General features: G+C 70.1%; 22 protein-coding genes and 1 tRNA gene. 13 read left to right on the top strand and 10 right to left on the bottom strand.

Translation table 11 applies throughout. The features are described from left to right. Positions 1–70: 70 nt before the first annotated feature. Positions 71–574 (top strand): acyl-CoA thioesterase, encoded by a 504-nt coding sequence (locus H7694_RS08700; RefSeq protein WP_193596147.1) that lies wholly within the window; start codon positions 71–73, stop codon positions 572–574. 43 nt (positions 575–617) lie between these two features. Here the strand turns inward: H7694_RS08700 and H7694_RS08695 are convergent, their stop codons facing one another. Beyond that, entirely contained in the window at positions 618–1502 is an 885-nt protein-coding gene (locus H7694_RS08695; RefSeq protein ID WP_193596146.1) for an acyl-CoA thioesterase, read from the bottom strand. 18 nt (positions 1503–1520) lie between these two features. Between H7694_RS08695 and H7694_RS08690 the strand changes: the two genes are divergently transcribed. Beyond that, positions 1521–2198: a hypothetical protein gene (locus tag H7694_RS08690; protein ID WP_193596145.1), complete on the top strand. Its 678-nt coding sequence runs from the start codon at positions 1521–1523 to the stop codon at positions 2196–2198. Positions 2199–2213: 15 nt separating this feature from the next. Here H7694_RS08690 and H7694_RS08685 read toward each other — a convergent pair whose 3' ends face one another. From H7694_RS08685 to pepN, 4 genes are all read right to left on the bottom strand, one after another. After that, positions 2214–3872, bottom strand: coding sequence for an FAD-binding dehydrogenase (locus tag H7694_RS08685; RefSeq protein WP_193596144.1), 1659 nt, complete (start codon positions 3870–3872; stop codon positions 2214–2216). Between the two features lie 64 nt (positions 3873–3936). Further along, positions 3937–4365 (bottom strand): globin, encoded by a 429-nt coding sequence (locus tag H7694_RS08680; RefSeq protein WP_193596143.1) that lies wholly within the window; start codon positions 4363–4365, stop codon positions 3937–3939. Continuing rightward, entirely contained in the window at positions 4362–5450 is a 1089-nt protein-coding gene (locus H7694_RS08675) for a mechanosensitive ion channel family protein (protein ID WP_227468033.1), read from the bottom strand. Before H7694_RS08675 ends, H7694_RS08680 begins: the two co-directional genes overlap by 4 nt. A 114-nt stretch (positions 5451–5564) precedes the next feature. Then, the gene (pepN, locus tag H7694_RS08670; RefSeq protein WP_193596142.1) at positions 5565–8135 is read right to left on the bottom strand and encodes an aminopeptidase N; all 2571 of its coding nucleotides are present in this window, start codon (positions 8133–8135) and stop codon (positions 5565–5567) included. Positions 8136–8287: 152 nt separating this feature from the next. Between pepN and H7694_RS08665 the strand changes: the two genes are divergently transcribed. The 6 genes from H7694_RS08665 (at position 8288) to H7694_RS08640 (ending at position 14858) form a co-directional block, all read left to right on the top strand. Continuing rightward, the gene (locus H7694_RS08665) at positions 8288–9481 is read left to right on the top strand and encodes a ferrochelatase (protein ID WP_413782941.1); all 1194 of its coding nucleotides are present in this window, start codon (positions 8288–8290) and stop codon (positions 9479–9481) included. Positions 9482–9522: 41 nt separating this feature from the next. After that, positions 9523–10038: a ribose-5-phosphate isomerase gene (locus H7694_RS08660; RefSeq protein WP_193596140.1), complete on the top strand. Its 516-nt coding sequence runs from the start codon at positions 9523–9525 to the stop codon at positions 10036–10038. Position 10039: 1 nt separating this feature from the next. Next, positions 10040–11068 (top strand): Fpg/Nei family DNA glycosylase, encoded by a 1029-nt coding sequence (locus tag H7694_RS08655; RefSeq protein WP_193596139.1) that lies wholly within the window; start codon positions 10040–10042, stop codon positions 11066–11068. A 123-nt stretch (positions 11069–11191) separates the two neighbouring features. Next, positions 11192–12670 carry an alanine/glycine:cation symporter family protein gene (locus H7694_RS08650; RefSeq protein WP_193596138.1) on the top strand — a complete coding sequence of 493 codons (1479 nt, stop codon included), beginning with the start codon at positions 11192–11194 and terminating at the stop codon, positions 12668–12670. Positions 12671–12738: 68 nt separating this feature from the next. After that, on the top strand, positions 12739–13380 hold the full coding sequence (locus H7694_RS08645; protein WP_193596137.1) for an FMN-binding negative transcriptional regulator: 642 nt from the start codon (positions 12739–12741) through the stop codon (positions 13378–13380). After that, positions 13377–14858, top strand: a complete 1482-nt coding sequence (locus H7694_RS08640; RefSeq protein ID WP_193596136.1) for an amidohydrolase — start codon at positions 13377–13379, stop codon at positions 14856–14858. Before H7694_RS08645 ends, H7694_RS08640 begins: the two co-directional genes overlap by 4 nt. A 74-nt stretch (positions 14859–14932) precedes the next feature. Here the strand turns inward: H7694_RS08640 and H7694_RS08635 are convergent, their stop codons facing one another. Continuing rightward, on the bottom strand, positions 14933–15418 hold the full coding sequence (locus H7694_RS08635) for a Dps family protein (protein WP_193596135.1): 486 nt from the start codon (positions 15416–15418) through the stop codon (positions 14933–14935). A gap of 142 nt (positions 15419–15560) precedes the next feature. Between H7694_RS08635 and H7694_RS08630 the strand changes: the two genes are divergently transcribed. Both H7694_RS08630 and H7694_RS08625 read left to right on the top strand, forming a co-directional pair. Next, positions 15561–16097, top strand: a complete 537-nt coding sequence (locus tag H7694_RS08630) for a gamma carbonic anhydrase family protein (RefSeq protein ID WP_193596134.1) — start codon at positions 15561–15563, stop codon at positions 16095–16097. Positions 16098–16120: 23 nt separating this feature from the next. Then, positions 16121–16197: transfer RNA gene (locus H7694_RS08625), tRNA-Ile, on the top strand. On the opposite strand, the gene H7694_RS17670 is transcribed toward H7694_RS08625, so the two are convergent. Next, entirely contained in the window at positions 16176–16460 is a 285-nt protein-coding gene (locus tag H7694_RS17670) for a hypothetical protein (protein WP_227468031.1), read from the bottom strand. The genes H7694_RS08625 and H7694_RS17670 overlap by 22 nt on opposite strands. 122 nt (positions 16461–16582) lie before the next feature. Between H7694_RS17670 and H7694_RS08615 the strand changes: the two genes are divergently transcribed. Next, entirely contained in the window at positions 16583–17596 is a 1014-nt protein-coding gene (locus H7694_RS08615) for a YihY/virulence factor BrkB family protein (protein ID WP_193596133.1), read from the top strand. Positions 17597–17643: 47 nt separating this feature from the next. Here the strand turns inward: H7694_RS08615 and H7694_RS08610 are convergent, their stop codons facing one another. Continuing rightward, the gene (locus tag H7694_RS08610) at positions 17644–18513 is read right to left on the bottom strand and encodes a DUF72 domain-containing protein (protein ID WP_193599142.1); all 870 of its coding nucleotides are present in this window, start codon (positions 18511–18513) and stop codon (positions 17644–17646) included. A gap of 149 nt (positions 18514–18662) precedes the next feature. Between H7694_RS08610 and H7694_RS08605 the strand changes: the two genes are divergently transcribed. After that, positions 18663–18920 (top strand): hypothetical protein, encoded by a 258-nt coding sequence (locus H7694_RS08605; protein ID WP_193599287.1) that lies wholly within the window; start codon positions 18663–18665, stop codon positions 18918–18920. Positions 18921–18938: 18 nt separating this feature from the next. Here H7694_RS08605 and H7694_RS08600 read toward each other — a convergent pair whose 3' ends face one another. Both H7694_RS08600 and H7694_RS08595 read right to left on the bottom strand, forming a co-directional pair. After that, a complete protein-coding gene (locus tag H7694_RS08600) occupies positions 18939–20192 on the bottom strand; it encodes an alpha/beta fold hydrolase (protein WP_193596132.1) in 1254 nt (417 codons plus the stop codon). Then, positions 20192–22189: a DUF262 domain-containing protein gene (locus H7694_RS08595; protein WP_193596131.1), complete on the bottom strand. Its 1998-nt coding sequence runs from the start codon at positions 22187–22189 to the stop codon at positions 20192–20194. Before H7694_RS08595 ends, H7694_RS08600 begins: the two co-directional genes overlap by 1 nt. A 172-nt stretch (positions 22190–22361) precedes the next feature. Here H7694_RS08595 and H7694_RS08590 point away from each other — a divergent pair, with 172 nt between their 5' ends. Continuing rightward, positions 22362–23135, top strand: coding sequence for a hypothetical protein (locus tag H7694_RS08590; RefSeq protein ID WP_193599141.1), 774 nt, complete (start codon positions 22362–22364; stop codon positions 23133–23135). The last annotated feature ends 11 nt before the right edge of the window (positions 23136–23146 follow it).

Genomic DNA, 23146 nt, shown 5'->3' with positions numbered 1-23146 from the left:
CGCGCCCCGCTCCGGACGTCGCTTCGCGCGGTCAGGAGCGGGGCGCCCCTCTTCACAGGAGGCCATGACGATGTCGGCATCTTCGCTGGAGCGCGTGCTGGACGACGGCCGCCTGCACATCCCGATCCAGCTGCGCTGGGGCGATCTCGACGCGTTCAACCACGTCAACAACACCGCCATGCTCAAGCTTCTCGAAGAGGCGCGCGTGCGGGCGTTCTGGCGGCCGGCACCGGGGGAGCAGGGGCCTGAGACGGCGATCCTCGACTCCGGCCTCTCGCACGGGATGCTCACGCTCATCGCGCGGCAGGAGATCGAGTACCTCGCACCGGTGCCGTACCAGCGGCATCCGCTCGACATCCAGATGTGGTTCGGCAAGCTCGGCGGCTCGAGCATCGACGTCTGCTATGAGGTGTGCAGCGATCCCGCCAGCGGGCACCGCACCCTCTACGCGCGCGCCACGACCGTGATCGTGCTCGTGGATGCGGCATCCGGGCGCCCCGTGCGCCTCACACCGGAGATGCGCGAGGCGTGGGAGCCCCTTCTCGGTGAGCCGCTGACCTACCGGCGCCACTGACGGGCGCACCGACAGGAGCACCCGGGGCGGTTCTCAGCGCGGCTCACTGCTGCGGGACGCGCACCATGATCTCCTGGGCGACGGTCGCGATCAGCGCGCCGTCGCGCGTGAAGATGCGTCCCTGGGCGAGCCCGCGTCCGCCGCGCGCGGTCGGCGACTCCTGCGCGTACAGCAGCCACTCGTCGACGCGGCCGAAGCGGTGCCACCACATCGCATGGTCGAGGCTCGCGACCTTCAGCCCCGGTGTCTGCCAGGTGATCCCGTGACGACGCAGGATCGATTCCTGGATCGTCATGTCGCTCAGGTACGCCAGCGCGGCACGATGCAGACGCGGGTCGTCCGGCATCGGCGCGCGCATGCGCATCCAGACGGCCTGCTGGGCGACCTGCTCGCCGTCGACTTCCAGGAAGAGGGGACCCGACACGTGCCGGATGTCCACCGGGCGCTCGGAGAGCATCCGGCCGGTGATCGGATGCACCACACCGATCAGGTCGTCGTCCGAGGGGACGTCCTCGGGATCCGGGATGCCGTCGGGCATCGGCGCCGCGTGGTCGACGCCGGGATCCTCGTCCTGATACGACGCGATCATCGAGAAGATCGGAACCCCGCCCTGGTAGGCCTGGGAGCGGCGGGTGGAGAACGAGCGGCCGTCGTGGATGCGCTCGACGGCGAAGGTGATGTCCTGTGCGGCGTCACCCGGCCGCAGGAAGTAGCCGTGCATCGAGTGGACGACGCGGTCCTCGGGCAGGGTGCGCTCGGCGGCGATCAGCGACTGCGCGAGCACCTGGCCGCCGTAGACGCGGCCGGTGGGCATCGGATGCGAGGCGCCGGTGAAGATGTCCTCGGTGGTGCGGGCCCCCGGCGCGTCGAGATCGAGGACGCCGAGAAGGCTGGCGACGGATCGACGGGCAGTCTCCTCGGTGATCATCAGGCTAGTTTAGAAGGAGTGACCAGACCTCTTGTTCTCGCCGACGCGCCCACTGCGCGCGATGTGCTGACCTTCGCCGGACGCGCCGCCACCGCCGGGGCCGACGGAGTGCGACTGCAGGCCGCCGACGGCGTGCTCGCCCTCTCGGCCGCCGCGCTCGCCCCGCAGGGGCTGTTCGATCAGACGCCGACGATCCTCGCCATGCGGATCGTCCGCACCGATCCCGAACTGAGCTGCGACCTCGTGGTCGAGCGTCTGGGCGAGACCGACGAACCCGCGCAGCTGAGCCTGCCCGATACGGCGCTCTCCCCGGCGTGGGCCGGCATCGCCCCGCCTCGTGGCGGCTGGCAGCACGCCGGCGACCTCACCGCCCAGCTGATCGCGGAGCGCGCCCAGTGGGGCATCTCGGCGGTCGCCCACGGCAGCCCGGACGGCGCCGGCGAGGAGGCCGTGCGGGCCCTGCGTGCCAGGATCTGGGGCGAGCCCGACGAAGACCTGCTCGGCCTGCCGCGCGGCGTCGCCTTCGCCGCGCACGCGTTCGGGTTCATCGCCGGTGCCGAGCAGGTGCGGGTCACCGCATCCGGGCGCTGGACACGGCTGGCCTTCCAGCGCGGCCATGTGCTCAGCCGCGGTCCTGCCGTGGTCGGTCTCACCGCCGTGCGGTCGACGGGGCCGGCGTCCCCCGATCAGGACTGAGCGATCAACGCGGGTTCAGCGTGCAGCCGCCCGGCCCGCGCGACGACCCGAGAACAGGCAGCCACCCAGGAACGTGCCCTCCAGTGCCCGGTACCCGTGCACCCCGCCGCCTCCGAAGCCGCTGGCCTCGCCTGCCGCATACAGGCCGGGGATCACGTCGCCTGCGGCATCCAGCACCCGCGCATCGAGGTCGGTGTGGATCCCGCCGAGCGATTTGCGGGTGAGCACGTGCAGCTTCACGGCGATCATCGGGCCGGCTGCCGGATCCTGCAGCCGGTGCGGCGAGGCGGTGCGGATCAGCCGGTCGCCCCGGTAGGCGCGCATCGAGCGCAGCATCGCGAGCTGCGCGTCCTTGGTGAACTCGTTGCCGACCTCGCGGTCACGGGCGACGACCTCGTCGCGCACCCGCTGCGGGTCGAGCAGCTCACCGCCCGGCATCCGCCGCATCCCGGCCAGGAGCGTCTCGAGATCGTCCTCGACGACGAAGTCCTCACCCTCGTCGAGGAAGGCCTGAACCGGACCGGTGGGCCCCTTGGCGAGCCGTGACCTCACGAGCAGCTTCAGATCGCGATCGGTGAGGTCGGGGTTCTGCTCACTGCCCGAGAGCGCGAACTCCTTCTCGACGATCTTCAGTGAGGTGACGAACCACGAGTGATCGTGGCCCGTCGCGCGCAGGTGCGAGAGGGTGCCGAGCGTGTCGAACCCGGGGTACAGCGGCACGGGCAGGCGGCGGCCGGTGGCATCCAGCCACAGCGACGACGGGCCGGGGAGGATGCGGATGCCGTGCGCGGGCCACACCGGATCCCAGCCGGTGATCCCCTCGACGTAGTGCCACATCCGGTCGCCGTTGATCAGGCCGGCACCGGCGGATGCCGAGACGGCGTGCATCGAGCCGTCGACGTATGCGGGAACGCCGGAGAGCATGTGCCCGGGCGGCGTGCCCAGGCGCTTCGGCCAGGCGGCCCGCACGAGGTCGTGATTGCCGCCGATTCCACCCGAGGCGATGATCGTCGCACCCGCCCGGATCTCGAACTCGCCGACGCGCTCCCGCGACGACACCGCGCCGCGGGCGGAATCGCTGGCGGCCAGCACCTCTCCGCGGGCGCCGGTGACCGCTCCGGATCCGGCGATGAGCTCGGTGACGCGATGCCGGGGGAGGATCGTCACCCGGCCCTGCGCCTCGCCGTCCTGCACCGTCGCGGCGAACGGCGCCACGATGCCGGGCCCCGTGCCCCACACGATGTGGAAGCGGGGCACCGAGTTGCCCGGACCGATCGCCCCGCCGCCGCCTCGTTCGGCCCAGCCGACGACGGGGAAGAGCCCCACGCCGAGCTCGCGCAGCCAGCTGCGCTTCTCACCCGCGGCGAAGTCGAGGTACGCCTCCGCCCAGCGGCGCGGCCAGGCATCCTCAGGGCGATCGAAGCCCGCGTTGCCGAACCAGTCCTGCGTGGCCAGCTCGAGAGAGTCACGGATGCCCATCCGCCGCTGCTCGGGGGAGTCGACGAGGAACAGCCCGCCGAACGACCACCAGGCCTGTCCGCCGAGATTGACCCGCGGCTCCTGGTCGATGATCGTCACGCGCCGCCCGGCGTGCAGCGCCTCGGCGGCCGCGACGAGGCCGGACAGGCCCCATCCGATCACCAGCACGTCCGTGTCGTGGGTGCGGGATGCCATGGCGACTCCTTCGTCGACGATGCGAGGTGCTGAGGTCGAGGTGCTGAGGTTCAGGCGGTCAGGTTCAGGAGGTGAGTCCGAGATCGGGCCGCTGCTGCTGCGCCGGTCCGACGCCGGGACTGGGCTCGAAGGTGTTCACGAGCGAGTGCGCGGCACGCTGCAGGTAGTCCCAGAACGTGGCGTCGTGCAGGGGGGAGAGCTGCGCCTCGTCGAGGGCGGTGCGCATGTGCGCCAGCCACCGGTCGCGGGCATCGGGGTCCACATGGAAGGGCACGTGCCGCATGCGCAGGCGAGGATGTCCGCGTCGTTCACTGTAGGTCGTGGGCCCGCCCCAGTACTGGATGAGGAACAGGGTGAGCCGCTCGGCGGCCGGCCCCAGGTCCTCCTCGGGGTACATCGGCTTGAGCACCGGGTCGAGGGCGACCTCGCGGTAGAACACGTCGACGATGCGCTTGAACGTGTCGTAGCCGCCGATCTCGTCGTAGAACGTCACTTCACGCCCCCTTCCTGATCCCCGGGCTTCTCGCCCGGTTTCTTCCGCCGCCAGATTCCGCGCTCCGCCACGGGCGGCACGCCGGTGACCGGGTTCGGCCGGGTCTTCGGCGGGTTGGCGCCGCGCACCCGCCGCGCCCCGTCGAGGCCCGAGAGGGTGACGGATGTCATGCGCGGGACGATCACGTCCTTCTCCGCCAGCGCCGCGCGGAGCCTGCGCCGCAGCTCCTGCGCGACGTCGTCCATCGCGTTGGCACGGGTCTTCATCACGACGCGCACCACGAGGGCGTCGCCGTCGATCGACTCCAGCCCCCAGACTTCCGGGCGCTCGATGATGCGGGTGCGCCACTTCGGGTCCTTCGCGAGGCCCTGGGCCGTCTCGAGCATGGTCGCCTCGACGAGGTCGAGGTCGGCATCCGGCTGCACGCCGAGGTCGACGATTGCACGGGCCCAGCCCTGAGACATGTTGCCGATGCGCGTGACCTCGCCGTTGCGCACGTACCAGAGCGTGCCGTTCACATCGCGCACCTGCGTGACGCGCACGCTGACGTACTCGACCACGCCCGAGGCCAGACCGAGGTCGACCACATCGCCGATGCCGATCTGATCCTCGGCGACGAGGAAGATGCCGTTGAGCACGTCCTTGACGATGTTCTGCGCGCCGAAGCCGAGGCCGGCGCCGATCGCGGCCGTCAGCAGGGTGAGAGAGCCGAGCAGGGTGGGGGTGAGGGCGTTGACGATGAGCACGAGCGCGATCACCACGAGCATCACGTTGACGATGTTCTGCAGGATCGAGCCGAGCGTGCGGGTGCGCTGCACCAGACGCATGTCGGCCAGCGGTGAGCGCTCCAGCGCCTGCGTGTCATCGACCTTGGCCTTGGACTTGGCGCTGTTGACGATGCGCTGGACGACCCGGCGGATGACCAGGCGCAGCACGAAGGCGATGACCACGCACGAGGCGATGATCAGTGCCACCGTCAGGGCCTTGCCGCCGATGAACAGCAGCGTGTCGAGAGCACCCGTCCACCAGCCCGTATCGGGTGCGTCGGGAGCCGGCGTCTCGGTCGTCAGGGGCAGCATGTTCATCACTTCGATGTTACCGAGCATGGCTCTGCCGGCCCTGGATGCGCCGAGGCCCGTCCGCCCGGCGCGCCTCGGCCTGGGTCAGACGGGCCTCGGTCAGACGGGCCTCGTGCCGGATCAGTCGTCCGCGTCGCGGGCCTGCGCGGCCAGTGCGCGCTCGACATCGGCGAGGTTCTCGTGCACCAGACGACGCAGCGCAGGCGCGGCATCCTGGTTCGACGACAGCCAGGCGCGGGTCGCATCGCGCAGTTCGACGCTCGCGAGCGAGCGCGGGAACAGGCCGACGATCAGGTAGTCCGCGATCTGGTAGGTGCGCTCGTGCCAGATCGGCACCAGCATGTCGAAGTACTTCGGGATGAAGTCGCCGAGCACCGCGACACCCGAGGGGTGCACGAATCCGAGCGCCGTCGAGCGCACGATCGTGTTCGGCTGGTCATCGGAGTCGATCAGCGACGACCAGGCGGCCTGCTTCGCCTCGGCGGTCGGCATCGCCGCGCGGGCCTGTGCGGCGAACTCGGCGCCCTTCGACGTGTTGTCGGCGGCGAGGGCGGCGTCGATCGTCGCGGCGTCCGTGGCGCCGGCTGCGGCGAGGCCGATCAGCAGCTGCCACGACAGGTCGGCGTCGATCTCGAGACCGGGCAGCGTCTCCTCACCCGAGCGCAGGCGCCCGATGATGCCGGCGTGCTCGGGGGTGACGAGCGTGTTCGCGAACGCAGTGACCAGCTGCAACTGGCTGTCGCTGCCGCTCTCGGCGTGCTGCGCGAGGGCCCACAATCCGTCGGCGACCTTCTCGCGCGCGGCCGCCCGGTTCTCGGGCGCCACGTACGACGACGCGGCGAGCTGCAGCTGGGCGAGTGTGGTGCGCACCGTGGTCGACTCGGTCTCGCGGCCGATGTTGCCGAGCACGAGATCGATGTAGTCGGATGCCGCGGTCTCGGCGTCGCGCGTCTGATCCCAGGCCGCGCCCCACACCAGCGAGCGGGCGAGCGGGTCGCTGATGTCGGACAGGTGGGCGATCGCGGTCGCCAGCGAGCGCTCGTCGAGGCGGATCTTCGCGTAGGCGAGGTCCTTGTCGTTCAGCAGCACCATGTCGGGGCGCTTCAGGCCCTGCAGCTCGGGGATCTCGGTGCGGTCGCCGTCGATGTCGACCTCGACGTAGTGCGTGCGCACCAGCGCGTCGCCCTCGAGCTCGTAGAACCCGATGCCGAGGCGGTGGGGACGGATCGTGGGGTAGTCGGCGGGTGCGGTCTGGGTCACCGCGAAGCGGCTGATCGTGCCCGACGAGTCCTCGGCGATCACCGGCGCGAGCGTGTTGACACCGGCGGTCTCGAGCCACTTCTTCGCCCAGCTGGTCAGCTCGCGGCCGCTGGTGGTCTCGAGCTCGGTGAGCAGGTCGCTCAGCTCGGTGTTGCCCCAGGCGTGCTTCTGGAAGTACTGCGACACACCGGCGAAGAAGGCCTCGATGCCCACCCAGGCGGCGAGCTGCTTGAGCACCGACCCGCCCTTGGCGTAGGTGATGCCGTCGAAGTTGACCAGCACGTCCTGCAGGTCGTTGATCTCGGCGACGATCGGATGCGTGGAGGGCAGCTGGTCCTGGCGGTACGCCCAGGTCTTCTCCATGGCGTTGAACGTGGTCCACGCCTCGGTCCACTCGGTCGCCTCGGCGGTGGCGATCGTCGACGCCCACTCGGCGAACGACTCGTTCAGCCACAGGTCGTTCCACCACTTCATGGTGACCAGGTCGCCGAACCACATGTGGGCCAGCTCGTGCAGGATCGTGACGACGCGGCGCTCCTTGACCGCGTCGGTCACCTTGCTGCGGAAGACGTAGGTCTCGGTGAACGTGACCGCACCGGCGTTCTCCATGGCGCCGGCGTTGAACTCCGGCACGAAGAGCTGGTCGTACTTGGCGAACGGGTACGGCACGCCGAACTTCGACTCGAAGTAGGCGAAGCCCTCGCGCGTCTTGTCGAAGATGTAGTCGGCATCCAGGTGCTGCCACAGGCTCTTGCGACCGTAGACGCCGAGCGGGATGACGCGGCCGTCGGCGCTGGTGAGCTCCGAGAACGTCGACTCGTAGGGGCCTGCGATGAGCGCCGTGATGTACGAGGAGATCCGCGGGGTCGGCTCGAAGCCCCACGTCGCGGTCTGCTGGGCGCCCGAGTCGGTGGACGAGTCGTGCACGATCGGCTCGGGGGTGGGCGAGTTCGAGACGACCTTCCACGCCGCGGGGGCGGTGACGGTGAACTGGAACGTCGCCTTCAGGTCGGGCTGCTCGAACACCGCGAAGACGCGGCGCGAGTCGGGCACCTCGAACTGCGAGTACAGGTAGACCTCGCCGTCGACCGGGTCGACGAAGCGGTGCAGCCCCTCGCCGGTGTTCGTGTACAGGCAGTCCGCGTCGACGATGAGCACGTTCTCGGCCTGCAGATCGCTGAGCGCGATCCGCGAATCGCTGAAAGCCGACGTCGGATCTATCTGCTCGCCGTTGAGCGAGATCTCACGCACATCGCGTGCGATCAGGTCGATGAACGTGAAGCTCCCTGGCATCGCGGTGAATCGCACGACGCTGCGCGAGCCGAAGATCTCGGCGCCCTTGGTCAGGTCGAGCGAGACCTCGTAGGACTGCGTGTCGATGACCGCGCGGCGTTCCTGCGCTTCATTACGGGTGAGGTTTTCTCCAGGCACAGCTGTTTCTCCCAGTGGTGAGGGGATGTCGTCCCGCGTCGGCGCGGCTGGCGCCGACGACAACCATGACAGCCTACGCCAGGCGCCCCCGGTAGCGAATGCCCGCGGGTCGCCGCAGTACTCCGTGCTGGCTCATAGCCTGCGGTAGGAGGATTGCAGATGTGAAGAGCACTGACCCGGATGCCGTCCCGCACGCCTCTCCTGCAGCGGCCGGGGGTGATGCGTTCATCGAGCAGCCCGTCGCCTACGACGCCATCCTGCTCGCCGGCTTCGGCGGACCCGAGGGTCAGGACGATGTCATCCCGTTCCTGCGCAATGTGACGCGGGGGCGCGGCATCCCCGACGAGCGGCTCGAGGAGGTGGCGCATCACTACCGCCACTTCGGGGGCGTCAGCCCGATCAACGGGCAGAACCGTGCGCTGAAGGCGGCTCTCGAGGCCGAGCTCGCGGCGCGGTCCATCGACCTGCCGGTGTACTGGGGCAACCGCAACTGGGCGCCGCTGCTCGAGGATGCCGTCGCCGAGGCCGCGGGCAACGGCGACACCACCCTGCTCGCCTTCGCCACCAGCGCCTACAGCTCGTTCTCGAGCTGCCGGCAGTACCGCGAGGACTTCTCCCGCGTGCTCGACGGCTCGCCGTACGACGGCGTCGTGACGATCGACAAGATCCGCCCGTTCTACGACCACCCCGGCTTCGTGCAGACCTTCGTCGAGGGCGTGCACGACGCGGTCGCCGGGTTCCTCGCCGACGGCCTCGCCCCCGAGTCCGTGCACGTGCTGTTCTCCACCCACAGCATCCCCACCGCCGACGCGGACCGCTCCGGCCCGCGCGACGTGGAGTGGGGCGAGGGCGGCGCATACGCGGCGCAGCACGAGGCGGTCGCCGCCTGGGTCATGGACCGGGTCACTCAGCTGCTGCCGTCGGCGGCATCCGTCGCCTGGGAACTCGTCTACCAGTCCCGCTCCGGCCCGCCCTCGCAGCCCTGGCTCGAGCCCGACGTCTGCGACGTCATCGGCGAACTCCAGGATCGAGGACGGCAGGCCGTCATCGTCGTACCGGTCGGTTTCATGAGCGACCACATGGAGGTGCTCTGGGATCTCGACACCGAGGCGAAGGATGCCGCCGAGCAGGCCGGGCTCCGTTTCGTCCGCACGCCCACCCCGGGCGTGTCGCCCGCCTTCGTCGCGGGCATCGTCGACCTCATCCAGGAGCGGCTCGAGGGGAGGCCGGCGGCCGACCGTGCGCACGTCACCTCGGTGGGCGGCTCGTTCGACATCTGCCGTCCCGGATGCTGCGAGAACGTGCGCGCCGGGTTCAAGCCCGCCGCGGCCGGCATCGCCCCGTAAGGCCGATTCGCGGCGCGACCACGCCGAATAGGATGAGTGCCATGCGCATCCACATCGCCACCGACCACGCCGGCCTCGACTTCTCGACCCGTCTGCAGGATCACCTGCGCTCCGCCGGGCACGAGGTCGTCGACCACGGACCCGTGGAGTACGACGCGCTGGACGACTACCCGGCGTTCTGCATCCGCGCCGCGCAGGCAGTCGTCGCCGACCAGACCGCCGGCGTCGAGGCACTCGGCGTGGTCTTCGGCGGGTCGGGCAACGGCGAGCAGATCGCCGCGAACAAGGTCGACGGGATCCGTGCCGCACTGGTGTGGAACACCTCCACCGCCGAGCTGGCACGCGAGCACAACGACGCGAACGTGATCTCGATCGGCGCGCGTCAGCACAGCTTCGAAGAGGTCATCTCGTTCATCGAGACCTTCATCGCCACGCCGTTCCCCGGTGACGAGCGGCACGTGCGCCGCATCGGCCAGATCGCCGACTACGAGCGCGACGGCTCGCTGCTGCCCGACCCTCGCGGGGGAGGGAACGGCTCAGCCGAAGGGCGCGACTGACATGCCCGAGGGTCACTCCGTCCACCGCATCGCGCGGCAGTTCGCCCGCAACTTCGTCGAGCGCCCGGTGCGCGCCTCCAGCCCGCAGGGCCGGTTCGCCGAGGGCGCGAGCGTGCTCGACGGGCGCGAGATGCTGCAGGCCAGGGCGGTCGGCAAGCAGATGTTCCTGGAGTTCGAGGGTGACACCTGGCTGCGCGTGCACCTCGGGCTCTACGGGGCGTGGGACTTCGCCGGCGAGATCCTCGTCGACCCGACGATCGCCTCGGCGAACGGGCGGATGGGCCAGACCAACCAGCGCGGCACCGACCTCGATGCCGGCGACCACGACGGCACCGGCAGCGCGGATGCGATCTTCGACGACGCGGGCGAGAACTCGCTGACCTCGATCGGCGCACCGCGGCGCACCCGCGGGCACGTGCGGATGTCCGAGCAGACGACGGGTCTGGCCGACGACGGCGCGGAGTGGCCGCCGCCTGTGGTCGGCCAGGTGCGCCTGCGCCTGCTCACGGACGTCACCTGCGCCGACCTGCGCGGTCCGACCGCGTGCGCGCTGCAGACCCCGGACGAGATGCTCGCGACGGTCGCCAAGCTCGGACCCGATCCGCTGGTCGGCGACCCCGCCGAGGGCGAGGAGCGGTTCGTGCGGATCGTGCGGCGCAAGCCCACGGCCATCGCGCTGCTGCTCATGGATCAGGCGGTCGTCAGCGGCATCGGCAACGTTTACCGCGCCGAGATGCTCTTCCGCGCCCGCCTGAACCCGCACACTCCCGGCCGCGACGTCCCCGAGGACGTCGTGCGCGAGCTGTGGCACGACTGGGTGCGGCTGCTGGCGATCGGCGTCGAGACCGGTCAGATGATGACGATGGACGACCTCACCACCGAGCAGTACCGGGCGGCCATGGCGAGCCGCGACGACAGGCACTGGGTGTACCACCGTGCGGGACTGCCGTGCCGGGTGTGCGGCACCGAGATCGCACTCGAGGAGATCGGGGCGCGCAAGCTGTACTGGTGCCCGTCCTGCCAGCGCTGAGACCGCCCGCATCCTGACGCCGAGGCGGTCTCGTCCTGAGGCTGCTGCCGATTCGCTCACGGCCCGAGAGCCGACGGTGAATAGGATGGCGGAGTCAATCGCAACGACGCGGCAGGAGAACGCATGGACGTGAAGGCAATCGAGGGCTTCCTGGGCTGGCTGAGCGGGATCATCTGGGGACCGTGGTTCCTGATCCCGCTGCTGCTGGGAACGGGGCTGTATCTGACGATCCGCCTCGGCGGACTGCAGTTCCTCAAGCTCGGCGCGGCGCTGCGGCTGGGCCTCTTCACCCGTCGTGACCCGGGCTCCGACGGCGACATCTCGCAGTTCCAGGCGCTGACCACGGCCCTGGCCGCCACCGTCGGCACGGGCAACATCGTCGGTGTGGCCACCGCCATCGGCATCGGCGGCCCCGGTGCGCTGTTCTGGATGTGGGTCACGGGCCTGCTCGGCATGGCATCCAAGTACTCCGAGGCCTTCCTCGGCGTGCGCTTCCGCACCACCGACTCGGCAGGTGAGAAGAACGGCGGCCCGCAGTACTACCTCGAGCGCGGCATCCCGAACCGGTTCGGGAAGTTCCTCGCGATCTTCTTCGCGATCGCGGCCGTCATCGCCTGCTTCGGCATCGGCAACATGACCCAGGGCAACTCGATCTCGGCCAACCTCGAGAGCAGCTTCAACGTGCCGACCTGGGTGACCGGCATCGTGCTCACCGTGTTCGCACTGCTCGTGCTCGTCGGCGGGATCAAGTCGATCGGGCGCGTCACCGCCGGGCTCGTCCCGGTGATGATCATCTTCTACGTGCTCGGCGCCATCTACATCCTCATCGCCAACATCGGCGGTGTTCCGGCGGCATTCGCCGAGATCTTCACCGACGCGTTCACCGGGACCAGCGCGGTCGGCGGGTTCGCGGGTTCGGCGATCATCATCGCGGTGCAGTACGGCGTGGCACGCGGAATCTTCTCGAACGAGTCCGGCATGGGCTCGGCCGCCATCGCCGCTGCTGCCGCCAAGACGAGCCACCCGGTGCGCCAGGGCCTGGTCTCGATGACGCAGACGTTCATCGACACGATCATCGTCGTCACCTGCACGGGGCTCGTGATCATCACCACCGGTGCGTGGAAGATGACCGATCCCGAGACCGGTGAGCAGATCAGCGCAGCGCTGATGACCGGCGAGGCCTTCTCGCACGGCCTGCCGGGCGAGTGGGGCCACTACATCGTCACCATCGGCCTCGTGCTGTTCGCCGGCTCGACGATCCTGGGCTGGTCCTACTACGGCGAGCGCAGCATCGAGCGACTCATCGGCCGGCGCGCGGTCATGCCGTTCCGCATCCTGTTCTCGCTCGTCGTGTTCGTCGGCTGCACCGTGCAGCTGGGCGTCGTGTGGGCGTTCTCCGACGTGATGAACGGACTCATGGCGCTGCCGAACCTGATCGGGCTGCTCGTACTGTCGGGCCTCGTGGCACGTGAGACGAAGAAGTACCTCGACAACGACCCCAAGCTCACCGCGACAACCGATGAGGTCAACGCGTTCATGGCGGGCGACAAGGCCTTCGAGGACTGGAAGACGCAGGCGATCCCGGTCGTCGGCAAGCGGTAGCAGAACGGCGCGGCGGCAGCGTCCCGGGCGTGCGCCCGGCGCCGCCGCCGCGGCCGTAATGTGGTCTCATGCGTCAGAACCCCAGCTTCGCCATGACCGACGTCGCCGAGCTGAGGCGGGTGATCGCGCAGAACCCGTGGGCGACCGCGATCGCGGCCGGCGACGACGGCCTGGTGGCCTCGCACTATCCGGTGCTGCTGGATCCCGACCGCGACGACCTCACCGTCGTCGGGCACGTCGGAAAGCCCGACGACCAGGTGCTGCACCTGGGGGAGCGTGAGCTGCTGCTCATCTTCCAGGGCCCCAACGGCTACATCTCGCCGAGCTGGTACGGCGATGTGCGCGCCGTGCCCACGTGGAACTACACCGCCGTGCACCTGGCGGGCGTGCCCGAGATCGTCGACACGCAGGCCAACCTGAAGGTGCTCGACGATCTCGTCACCCATTTCGAGCGGATGCTGCCGCAGCCGCGGATGATGTGGCAGCCGCCGAACACCGAGGAGTTCGTCGCCGCGCTGGAGGCGGGCACCGTCGGGTTCCGCCTCACCCCGACGCGCGTCTCGGCCAAGCGCAAGCTCAGCCAGAACAAGCCCGACAGCATCGTCGAGAGCGTGATCGCCGAACTCGACGGTAGCGGTGAGTACGCGAACCCGGCCCTGGCCGCCGAGATGCGCCGCGCGCACGAAGCACGGCTGGCGCACCGCGGATGACCGGCGATCTGCTGCTGCGCTCGGTGCGGGTGGCCGGCCCCGGCCGTGAGCTGCTGCCCACCGGCGAGCCGATCGACATCCTCATCCGCGGCGGGGCGATCGCCGACATCGCTCCCGCCGGCAACCTGCGCGTCGCGGTCGAAAGCCTGGACGGCGAGGGCGCCTGGGTGATCCCGGGTCTCTGGGACCATCACGTGCACACCGTGCAGTGGGCGCTGGATGCGCAGAGGATCGCGCTCGGCGCGGCGAACGGCGCCGGCGAGGCGGCCCGGATGGTGGCGGATGCCGCGCCCCTCGCCGACGGACGGATCGTCGGCTCGGGGTTCCGTGACGGGCTCTGGCGCGATCGTCCCAGCCGGGCGGCGCTGGATGCCGTGACAGGGGAGCGCCCCGCGTACCTCATCAGCGCCGACGTGCACGGGGTCTGGCTGAACACGGCAGCGCTGCGCCGTGAGGGCTTCGACGGCGTCGACGACGACGGCATCCTGCGCGAGGACGACGCCTTCGAGATCTCGCGGCGGCTCAACGCCGCCGACGATGCGACAGCGGATGCCGCGGTGCGGGCCGCCGCGACCCGGGCCGCGGCTCGCGGGGTCACCGGCATCGTCGACTTCGACATGGCCTGGAATGCGCAGGCGTGGCAGCGGCGGGCCGCCGCGGGGTTCGACGCGCACCGGGTGGAGTTCGCGTTCTACCGCGAGGGGCTCGAACGCGCCATCGGGGAGGGTCTGCGCACGGGGGAGGTGCTCGAGGGCACCGGCGGCCTGGTGCGGGTCGGACCGCTCAAGCTCATCACCGACGGCTCGCTGGGCACCCGCACGGCCGCCTGCTCGCACTCCTATGCGCATGATCCCGACAACTTCGGCGTGCTGACGATCAGCCCGGACGAGGTGCGCGAGCTTCTCATGCGCGCGACGGCATCCGGCATCGAGGTGGCGGTGCACGCGATCGGAGACCGCGCGGTGGCCTCGGCGCTCGACGCGTTCACCTACACCCAGGCGCGGGGAACGCTCGAGCACGCGCAGCTCGTGCGGCACGCCGACCTGGCGCGCTTTGCGCGGCTGGGCGTGGCCGCCAGCGTGCAGCCCACGCACGCGGTCGATGACCGCGACCTCGCAGACGAGCTGTGGCGCGAGCAGCAGGCGATCGGGTACCCGATGGCGACACTGGCCGCCGCCGGCATCCCGCTGCGGTTCGGATCGGATGCCCCGGTCGCTCCGCTGGACCCGTGGATGACCATCGCGGCGGCCGTGCACCGCACGGGCGATGAGCGCGAACCCTGGCAGCCGCAGGAACGGGTCGGCATCGATACGGCGCTGCGCTCCAGCAGCCGTCACGGAGAGGCGACCGTCGAGCTGGGTGCCGTGGCCGATCTGGCGCTGTGCGGAGCGGATCCGCGCACCGCTGACCGCCAGACCCTGAGCACGATGCCGGTGCTCGCCACGATTCTCGGCGGGCGGATCACCCACCGCGCCTGACACACGAAGGGCTCTTGACATGCAGAACGCCCGCCCCGCCGTCGAGGCGGGAGCGGGCGTTCAGCGTCTGTAAGTCAGGCGGCGATGTGCGAGACGAGGAACCAGCGGTCCTTCTCGAGTCCGCGCTGGATCTCGATCGCCACGTCCTGGCTGGTGAGGTCGACCTCGTCGAGCCCGTCGACGGCGGCCTTCACGTCGGCGATGATCGCGTCGATGTCGGTGATGATCGCCCGGACCAGCTCGTCCGACTGGGCGAACCCGGCGGGAACGGCGGTGCTGCCGGCCTTCTCGGCGACCGTGCCGATGCGCGAGTCGATCGGCAGGCCGAGGGCGACGATGCGCTCTGCGGCCGTGTCGGCGAACTCGCCGGCGTGGGCGACGATCGTGTCGAGCAGCTCGTGGACGCCGACGAAGTTGGCTCCGCGGACGTGCCAGTGCGCCTGCTTGCCGTTGACGGTCAGAGCCTCGAGCCCGAGGACGACGGGGGAGAGGAACTGGGCCGCTGCCGCAGCCACGGTCGGGTCGACGGCGGTGGTGGGGACGGTCTGCGCCTTGCTCATGAAAATCCTCCGGAATGTGCTCAAGCGGGCTTGATGAAGACAACGCTACTCAGCTCAGGGCATTCCGCAAGCAAGCCTAGGCAACGCTTACCGTGGGGGTTCTGCCGCGTGATTCCGCGGTTCTGAGGGTAGTCTCACCTACATGAGCATCGCCGCCGAAGCATCCGTGATCGCCCTTCCCGATCGGCGTCCCGACGTCGCCGAAGACGCCTTCCTCGCACCCGGTGCCCGGGTGGTGGGGGCCGTCACGCTCGGCCCGCGGGCCAGCATCTGGTACAACGCGGTGCTGCGGGCGGACTCGGCGCCCATCCGGGTCGGGGCCGACGCGAACGTGCAGGACAACGTATCGGTGCACGTCGACAGCGGTCACGGCGTCGACATCGGCGAGCGGGTCTCGATCGGGCACAACGCCGTCGTGCACGGCTGCACGATCGGCGAGGGCTCGCTGATCGGCATGGGTGCCGTGGTGCTCAGCGGAGCCGTCATCGGCCGCGGATGCCTGGTCGCAGCGGGAGCCGTCGTGCTCGGCGGCACCGAGGTGCCCGACGGGTCGCTCGTGGCGGGCGTGCCGGCGAAGGTGCGTCGCGCGCTCACCGATGACGAGCGGCAGGGGCTGAGGGACAACGCCGCGACGTATCTGCGCCACATCGAGACGCATTCCGCGTCCGAGGCGCTCTGAGTGCACCGCTAGGCTGGTGTGACGGGGCGGTGGCCAAGCTGGTCAAGGCAGCGGGCTCATAACCCGACGATCGTGGGTTCAAGTCCCACCCGCCCCACCATCCTCTTCGGCCTCGGCCTCCTCCTGGACCTCATCCTCGGGGAGGGACTGGGGTCCGCCGACCACACCGATCCCGACCGCCTGATGGCTGGGCTCGGGATCGTGCGGCTTCTCAGCCTTCGGCTCCTCACCGGGCTCCTTCTCGGTGCTCGGCTCCTGAAGCTGCTCGGTCGTCGGCTGCTCGCTCGCAGCCTGCGCGCCGGTCGATTCGGCGGCCTTCTCGTCGTCGCCGCCGGTGGCCAGCGTTGAAGTCGGATCGCTCATGCCTGAATCCTCCCGTGCGGCGCCTCGCGTCCCCAGGGGCTTGACAGGAGCCGCTTAGCACCGGGTCCGCACCGCGGCAAGGCCGGTGGCAGGTGCGGCCGGCACAGGCCACACTGAGGAGCATGGGGACGGATGCCGGCGCGAGCGCCGAGACGGATCGCGACGCCGCCGGTCGTCGCGACCAGGGCAAGCTGGTCGTGCGCCGCGTCGCGCGCGGGTTCTTCCGCACCTGGTCGGCGGATGCCGCGGCCGGGCTGACGTTCTACGCCGTCCTCGCCCTGTTCCCGGCACTCATCGCCGCGTTCTCGCTGATCGGCGTGATCGGTGAGAAGAGGACCGCGGTCGACGCCGTGCTGGATGTCGCGCGCGATGTGCTCGCAACGGACGTGGTCGACGCGATCGCCGAACCCATCGAGGAGGTCGCCTCCACCGCGGGCGGAATCTGGGTGCTGCTGCCGGCACTGGCGGTGGCGCTGTGGTCCGTGGCGCGTTACGTGACGGCCCTCGGCCGGGCGATCAACCGCATCTACGGCGTGCCGGAGGGGCGGGTGTACTGGAAGGCCAAGCCGATCCACCTGCTGGTCACCCTGCTCGTGTTCGTGCTCGTCACGATCGCCTGCGTGCTGGCGGCCCTCAGCAGGCCGGTGGCGGAATCGATCGGGGGGATGCTGGGCGCGGGCGAGGTGGCGCTCACGATCTGGCGGATCGGCCGCTGGCCGGCGCTGGTCCTGATCGTGGCGCTTATCGTCGCGGTGCTCTACTACTTCGCGCCCAATGTGCGGCAGCCCCGGTTCCGGTTCATCAGCGTGGGGGCGGTCGCCGCCCTGCTGCTGTTCGCGATCGCCTCGTTCGGCTTCGGGTTCTACGTCTCGAACCTCGCCGACTACGACCGCATCTACGGTTCCTTCGCCGGCATCGTGATCTTCCTGCTCTGGCTGTGGATCGGCAACATGGCCCTGCTGCTCGGAGCGCTGCTGGATGCCGAGCTCGAGCGCGTGCACGAGCTGCGCGAGGGGATCCCGGCCGAGCGCGACCTGCAGGTCGAGCTGCGCGACACGGAGCGCCTCGAGCGCAATGCCGAGAACGACCTGCGCGACGAGCGCGACGCGCGCCGGCTGCGCCGCTCGCGGCGCTGAACCCCGCCCGGTCCGCGGCATCCGGTGCAGCGGCATCCGTGGAAGCCTCACAGCGGCCGGGGGCCGTCGCCGACCAGCTCGGCGAGCGCCCTGGCGTCGTGCGGGGCATGCCCGCGTGCGTCGTTGTCGAAGTACACCAGCACGTCGCGGGGCTCGCCCTCCGGCGAGACCGACAGCCGCCGGCACAGGTCTGCCCAGGACCGCAGTTCTTCCGGCGTGTAACCGCTGTGATAGAGCTCGGTGCTGCCGTGCAGCCGGACGTACGCGAAGTCGGCGGTGGCGGCCTCGAACCGGGGCCACCGCCCTGCGGTGTCGGCGATCGCCAGGGCCACGCCGTGGGCGCGCAGCAGCTCGTGGAAGGCGGGATCGTCGAAGCTCTCGGCACGCGGCTCGATCGCGTGCCGGATCGGACGATCCTCGTCGATGTCGAGCCATGTGCGGCCCTGGACGCGCTCGTCGTGCCGCCGGGCGAGTTCGCGTGCCTGTCCTGTCGTCTGCGGCAGCTGTGCGAGGAAGCCGGCCATGACGTCGTGTTCGAACCGCTGTCGCGCGGGCAGCTGCCACAGGACCGGTCCGAGGCGATCACCGAGTGCGAGGACGCCGGATGCGAAGAAGTTGGCCAGTGGCATCCCGACGTCGCGCAGGCGCCGCATGTGCGTGATGTACCGCGACCCCTTCACCGCGAAGACGAACCCGTCGGGAACGCTGTCGCGCCAGCGCCGGTAGCTGTCCGGACGCTGTAGGGAGTAGAAGCTGCCGTTGATCTCGACGGTCGAGAAGCTCTCGCCGATGTACTCCAGCTCCCGCCGCTGCACGAGACCGCGCGGGTAGAAGTCCCCTCGCCAGGAACGATAGCGCCAGCCCGACGTGCCGACCCGGATGCGCCCGGCCGGCTCCGGCTCGTTCTTCCGGCTCATCGGCATCCGGCCACGGTACGGCGCCCGGCTGGTGGCCGCGCGGGGGTTGACGACGCCGCGGTGGCGACGCAACCCCCTTCCGGTGGACGACGCGTCGCGGGATGCTGTCCGCAGCCTTCAGAGAGGGCAGCCGGACGAGGAGTGATGACATGACCGAGCGGGATGACATGACCGGACAGGACAGCGCCTACCCGGGTGAGGAGACCGTCGACCCGGGTGAGGAGACCGTCGACCAGGCCGCCGAGGGCGATCGTCTGGAGCAGGATCGCGAGCTCAGGGACGACCCGCACGATCCGGAGCGCACCACGCGCCGCCCTCGACCGGACGGCGTGGAGGCGAATCCCGCCGATGTCGCCGAGCAGGCCATCGAGGTGCCCGACGACGAGGATGACGACGCGTCGCGGTGACGCGCCGCGTCGTGCGTCTCAGCGCACGCGGCGGTCGTGCGCGAGGTCGACCAGGTGCTCCAGCACGGGGCCCGAGCGCAGGCCGTTGTGCTCGTGCTCGCTGGTGACCCAGAGCTTGACGCCGGGCATCAGCCGGGCGGTCTCGAGCGAGTACTCCAGCGGCACGTACACGTCGTTGACGTACACGGCGGCGGCACCGCGCGCATCCGAGTCGCGGATGGCGGCGGCGTCGTAGATCACCGGCCACTCGTGCTCGGCGAGTGAGATGGCCACATCGCGCCACGGGCGGAAGGCCGGCACGGTCTCGGTCCACTCCCGGCGGATGTGCTCACCGGTGAACAGCGTCGGATCCTCGGCGAAGTCGGCCGGTTCCACCCGCTCCGCCGCCCAGCGGGTGGCGTGACCGGAGGCGTAGCTGGACTCGTGGAACGCGAAGTACAGCGGATTGCGCCCGCTGAACGGCATCGCGTGGGCGAGGTCGTATCGGAACGCGTTCGACTCGGGATCGAGCTCCAGCAGCGACCACAGCGTCTGCCAGCCGTCGTTCGTGCCCAGCGCGGAACCGGCCGAGCGCAGGCGTGAGAGGGACACGACCTCGCCGTCGGGCAGCGTGAGCCGTCCCTGCGTCGCGAGGTCGGCCAGTCGGCGCATCCGGTCCCTGTGCTCCGGGAAGCGACGGTAGTAGCGCTCCGAGGCGTCGCGCATCTTGTCGTAGCAGAGTGCGTAGACCTCGTCGGGGGAGCGGTCGAGCGTGCTCAGCCCACCGGTGATGTACACGCGGTCGAGCGACGAGGCATCCGTCGAGAGGTACGCCAGCGTGGTGAACCCGCCGAACGACTGGCCCAGCACATTCCACTTCTCCGCACCCAGGTGCTCGCGCAGCGCCTCGGCATCCCGCACGATCGCATCGGCGCGCAGATGCGTGAGGTGCTCGGCGACGGCACCCGCCCCGCGCTCGAGGTCGCGATCGCCGACCGGCGTCGAGCGGCCGGTGCCGCGCTGATCGAGCAGCACGAGACGGTGCTCGCGCAGCGCCGCCTCCAGCCAGGCCGGCGCGGAGGACGACTGGAAGGCGCGCGGGGCCTCATGACCAGGGCCGCCCTGCAGGAACAGCAGGTAGGGCAGGTCCTCGCCGCCCTCGCGGCTGACCACGGCGGCGAACACGTCGATCGTGCGCGCGTCGGCCGGGTCGCCCCACACCAGCGGGACGGTGAGGGTGTGCTCCTCGACGGTGAGGCCTTGCATGCGGCGGATGCTCGTCGTCGCCCTCATCACATCACGTTCCCGATGTAGGAGTACTTCACGAACACCTCGGCGGCGATGCCGGATTCCTCCAGCACGCCCTGCAGCGCGGTCATCATGTAGTTCGAATCCCATCCCATGTAGAGGTGGCAGCCCTCGGCGAGGGTGTCCCAGTGGCCCTTCCAGGCCATCTCGTCGTACAGCGGCCCGCCGTGGCGGGCGCTGTAGGCCAGCGCGGATGCGCGGTCGTCGGTCCAGGCCCGGCGGAAGACGCGGTTGAACAGCGCCCTGACGTCCTTGACCTCCCAGTGCTCGCCGCGGTACTCGCAGTAGTCGAACTCGCGATCCCATCCGGCCGGCCAGCCGCGCCGGCGCACGGCATCCAGCACGGGCGTGAGCCCGTCGTCGTCGATCTCGGGCAGCGCAGGACGCGCCCAGATGCGCACCAGCTCACCGGTCAGCCGCAGGGTGCGCGCGGTGATCTCGGCGGTGCCCCACCGGTCCAGGCCCGTGAGAGCGCGGGTGGCGTCGACCGCGCTGCGGGCGTAGGCGTCGTCACGCTTGACCGGGAAGGACGCACCGAACACGCGCTCGGTGAGCGGCTGCTCGAGCAGCGTCAGATTCCCCAGGGTCGGGGCCAGCGCACGGTGGCTGTTCTGCTCGTCCTCGCTGTACTCGCTCCACGGACGCGTGCCGTCCCCGCTCCAGCCGTCTGCGGGAACGGCCGGAGCGATGCTCTCGACGTCGAACCCCGAGGTGTCGGTGACACCGGCGATGCGCCCCAGGACGTACGCGGGGTGCGGCAGCTCGCCGTACTTGAGCACGGCGCTGACCCGCTCATCCGAGGGGGTGATCCGGGCGATCGCGCGCATGAGGGTGTCACGGCCGTCCTGCCGGGCGCGGCACAGCCGCGCGATGAGCCGGTCGGTGGGCAGGCCCACGATGGCGCGGCGCAGGAACATGGCCTGCACCCATTCGAGCACCTCGATCAGCTCATCGCGTGCGATCGCGCCGCGACGGTGGTCGCCGTAGGCGCTCATGACCAGCGGGTACGTGGCGCGTCCGAAGGTGTTCACGTGCTCGAGATGTGCGCGGATGCCGGCATCCGGCTCGCCCCGCGGATCGAGCAGGATGCCGTAGATCTCGGCGTGCTCCCGCCAGACCGCGGCGTTCGCCCGCAGGTGCTCGACGTCCAGGCGCGGGAACGAGGCGCGGAACGCGGCGTAGACGCCGTGCTCACCGGCCGCATCGATCTCGCGTCCGGTCGTCATGACCAGGTAGTGCCGCCAGAAGGCGCCGATGGTCTCGCCGGTGTGATGCTCGATCGGCAGCCAGTACTCCTCCTCGACCGCCAGCTGCTCGGCGTGCGAGAGTCCCATCAGGATGTAGTTGTGGATCAGCTCGTGATCGCGCAGCGGCTGCCCGGTGGAGTTCAGGCTCTCGAAGATCTGCTGAGCGTTCGCCGAGGCGCCGAGCGTGATCGACACGTGCTCGAGCCGGCGCAGACCGCGCCAGATCAGCGGAACCTCGTCGGCGTGCACCTGGCTGCGGAAGAACGCGTAGTTGTCGTCGAAGCGCGACTCGCGGTCGGCGTCGTCGCGGCGATCGAGCACGACCGTCTCGTACAGCTCGGCCCACGCGTCATGCGGGCGCAGCTTGGTGCGGTCCGCATCGTCGGCACGCACCACGACGCGCTCGAGCTCGGCCGCGAGGGCCGGGTCGGTGTCACGGACCGCGTGGTGGAGGGCGGCGATCAGCAGCATCACCGTCGTGATGCGCTGCTGCCCGTCGATGAGGATCAGATCACCACCGGTGGCATCCTCGGCGGAGAGGATCGAGCCGATGAAATGCCGGTGCGCATCGTCCTCACCGGCGACCGCGCGCACGTCCGAGAGCAGCTTCTCGCAGGCGCCGATGTCCCAGCGGTACTGCCGCTGGTAGACGGGGACGACGATGTTGGTCGTGGGGGCGGCGAGCCATTCGATGGTGCCGGTTGCGGTCGCTTCGACATTGGTCGCCGTTGCCATCACTGCGTGAATCCTCCGATTGGCGGCCAGCGGAGCGCCGCCCGATCGAGTCTAGCCCGCGGCGATTTCATCCCGCCCGGCTCCGGGGCGTGTCCAGGGCCCCGATGTAGGCTTGCCTTAGTAGGGCCTGTTAAAACGTGCTGGCCCGCTACGAAAGGACATGACTCGGATCATGGGATACATCAAGTCCGAAGCCCTCGAGGAAAAGGGATTCGTCATCCTCGACAGCTACGCCCAGGAGCTCGACCCCAAGGAATGGCTGGACATCGAGTACGTCGACTGGAAGTCCTCGGGTGACACCCGGTTCGCTCCGCTCGCCAGCGCCAAGGGCGACATCGAGTGCAACGGCTTCTGGAACCACAAGCCGCCGCGCACCGACAAGGACGGCGTCTGGATCGACTCGCAGGTCGAGAAGGCCCCCATCCTGACCCGTCGCGCCCAGGAGCCCGGTGCCAACGTCGGCCGCTGCCGCGTCATCGAGCTGCAGCCCACGCCCTACGGCGACTGCCTCTACAACCTGCACCAGGACGACAACAACCGCCTGAACCCGGACGGCACCGGCTGGGTCGTGCGCGGGTTCTTCAACCTGACCGACGACAAGGACAGCTTCTTCGTCCTGCGTGAGAACCGCACCGACCCCCAGGGCGAGGTGCGCATCGCGCTGCCCGCCGGCGCGCAGCTGATCATCGACACGCAGCGCCTGTGGCACGCCACCACCCACAACGGCACCGAGCCGCGGTACAACCTGATCACGTCGTGGACCTCGGGTCCTGAGCTGGACGCGTACATCTCGAAGTACAACGGCACCGACAAGCACACTCAGTTCGAGGTGCCGCAGGACGTGCTCGAGCACGGCTACGCCGAGCAGGCCCGCAAGGATGCCGCTCGCGCCGCCTACTACGCGGCCAAGGGCCAGCAGGCCAAGCTCGCCATGAGCGAGGCCTGATCCTCCAACGT

The organism is Microbacterium sp. YJN-G (assembly GCF_015040615.1).
GTDB lineage: Bacteria > Actinomycetota > Actinomycetes > Actinomycetales > Microbacteriaceae > Microbacterium.
The sequence above is the reverse complement of the archived record's forward strand: the minus strand, read 5'-3'. Positions and strand labels throughout refer to the sequence as shown.

Excerpts from the sequence above, each read along its gene's own strand:
- H7694_RS17670 (WP_227468031.1), bottom strand. The coding sequence starts at position 16,460 with ATGAGCGATCCGACTTCAACGCTGGCCACCGGCGGCGACGACGAGAAG.
- H7694_RS08605 (WP_193599287.1), top strand. The coding sequence starts at position 18,663 with ATGACCGAGCGGGATGACATGACCGGACAGGACAGCGCCTACCCGGGT.
- H7694_RS08685 (WP_193596144.1), bottom strand. The coding sequence starts at position 3,872 with ATGGCATCCCGCACCCACGACACGGACGTGCTGGTGATCGGATGGGGC.
- H7694_RS08610 (WP_193599142.1), bottom strand. The coding sequence starts at position 18,513 with ATGAGCCGGAAGAACGAGCCGGAGCCGGCCGGGCGCATCCGGGTCGGC.
- H7694_RS08650 (WP_193596138.1), top strand. The coding sequence starts at position 11,192 with ATGGACGTGAAGGCAATCGAGGGCTTCCTGGGCTGGCTGAGCGGGATC.
- H7694_RS08595 (WP_193596131.1), bottom strand. The coding sequence starts at position 22,189 with ATGGCAACGGCGACCAATGTCGAAGCGACCGCAACCGGCACCATCGAA.
- H7694_RS08600 (WP_193596132.1), bottom strand. The coding sequence starts at position 20,192 with ATGAGGGCGACGACGAGCATCCGCCGCATGCAAGGCCTCACCGTCGAG.
- H7694_RS08675 (WP_227468033.1), bottom strand. The coding sequence starts at position 5,450 with ATGAACATGCTGCCCCTGACGACCGAGACGCCGGCTCCCGACGCACCC.
- H7694_RS08640 (WP_193596136.1), top strand. The coding sequence starts at position 13,377 with ATGACCGGCGATCTGCTGCTGCGCTCGGTGCGGGTGGCCGGCCCCGGC.
- H7694_RS08695 (WP_193596146.1), bottom strand. The coding sequence starts at position 1,502 with ATGATCACCGAGGAGACTGCCCGTCGATCCGTCGCCAGCCTTCTCGGC.
- H7694_RS08645 (WP_193596137.1), top strand. The coding sequence starts at position 12,739 with ATGCGTCAGAACCCCAGCTTCGCCATGACCGACGTCGCCGAGCTGAGG.
- H7694_RS08700 (WP_193596147.1), top strand. The coding sequence starts at position 71 with ATGTCGGCATCTTCGCTGGAGCGCGTGCTGGACGACGGCCGCCTGCAC.
- H7694_RS08590 (WP_193599141.1), top strand. The coding sequence starts at position 22,362 with ATGGGATACATCAAGTCCGAAGCCCTCGAGGAAAAGGGATTCGTCATC.
- H7694_RS08660 (WP_193596140.1), top strand. The coding sequence starts at position 9,523 with ATGCGCATCCACATCGCCACCGACCACGCCGGCCTCGACTTCTCGACC.
- H7694_RS08655 (WP_193596139.1), top strand. The coding sequence starts at position 10,040 with ATGCCCGAGGGTCACTCCGTCCACCGCATCGCGCGGCAGTTCGCCCGC.
- H7694_RS08615 (WP_193596133.1), top strand. The coding sequence starts at position 16,583 with ATGGGGACGGATGCCGGCGCGAGCGCCGAGACGGATCGCGACGCCGCC.
- H7694_RS08635 (WP_193596135.1), bottom strand. The coding sequence starts at position 15,418 with ATGAGCAAGGCGCAGACCGTCCCCACCACCGCCGTCGACCCGACCGTG.
- H7694_RS08630 (WP_193596134.1), top strand. The coding sequence starts at position 15,561 with ATGAGCATCGCCGCCGAAGCATCCGTGATCGCCCTTCCCGATCGGCGT.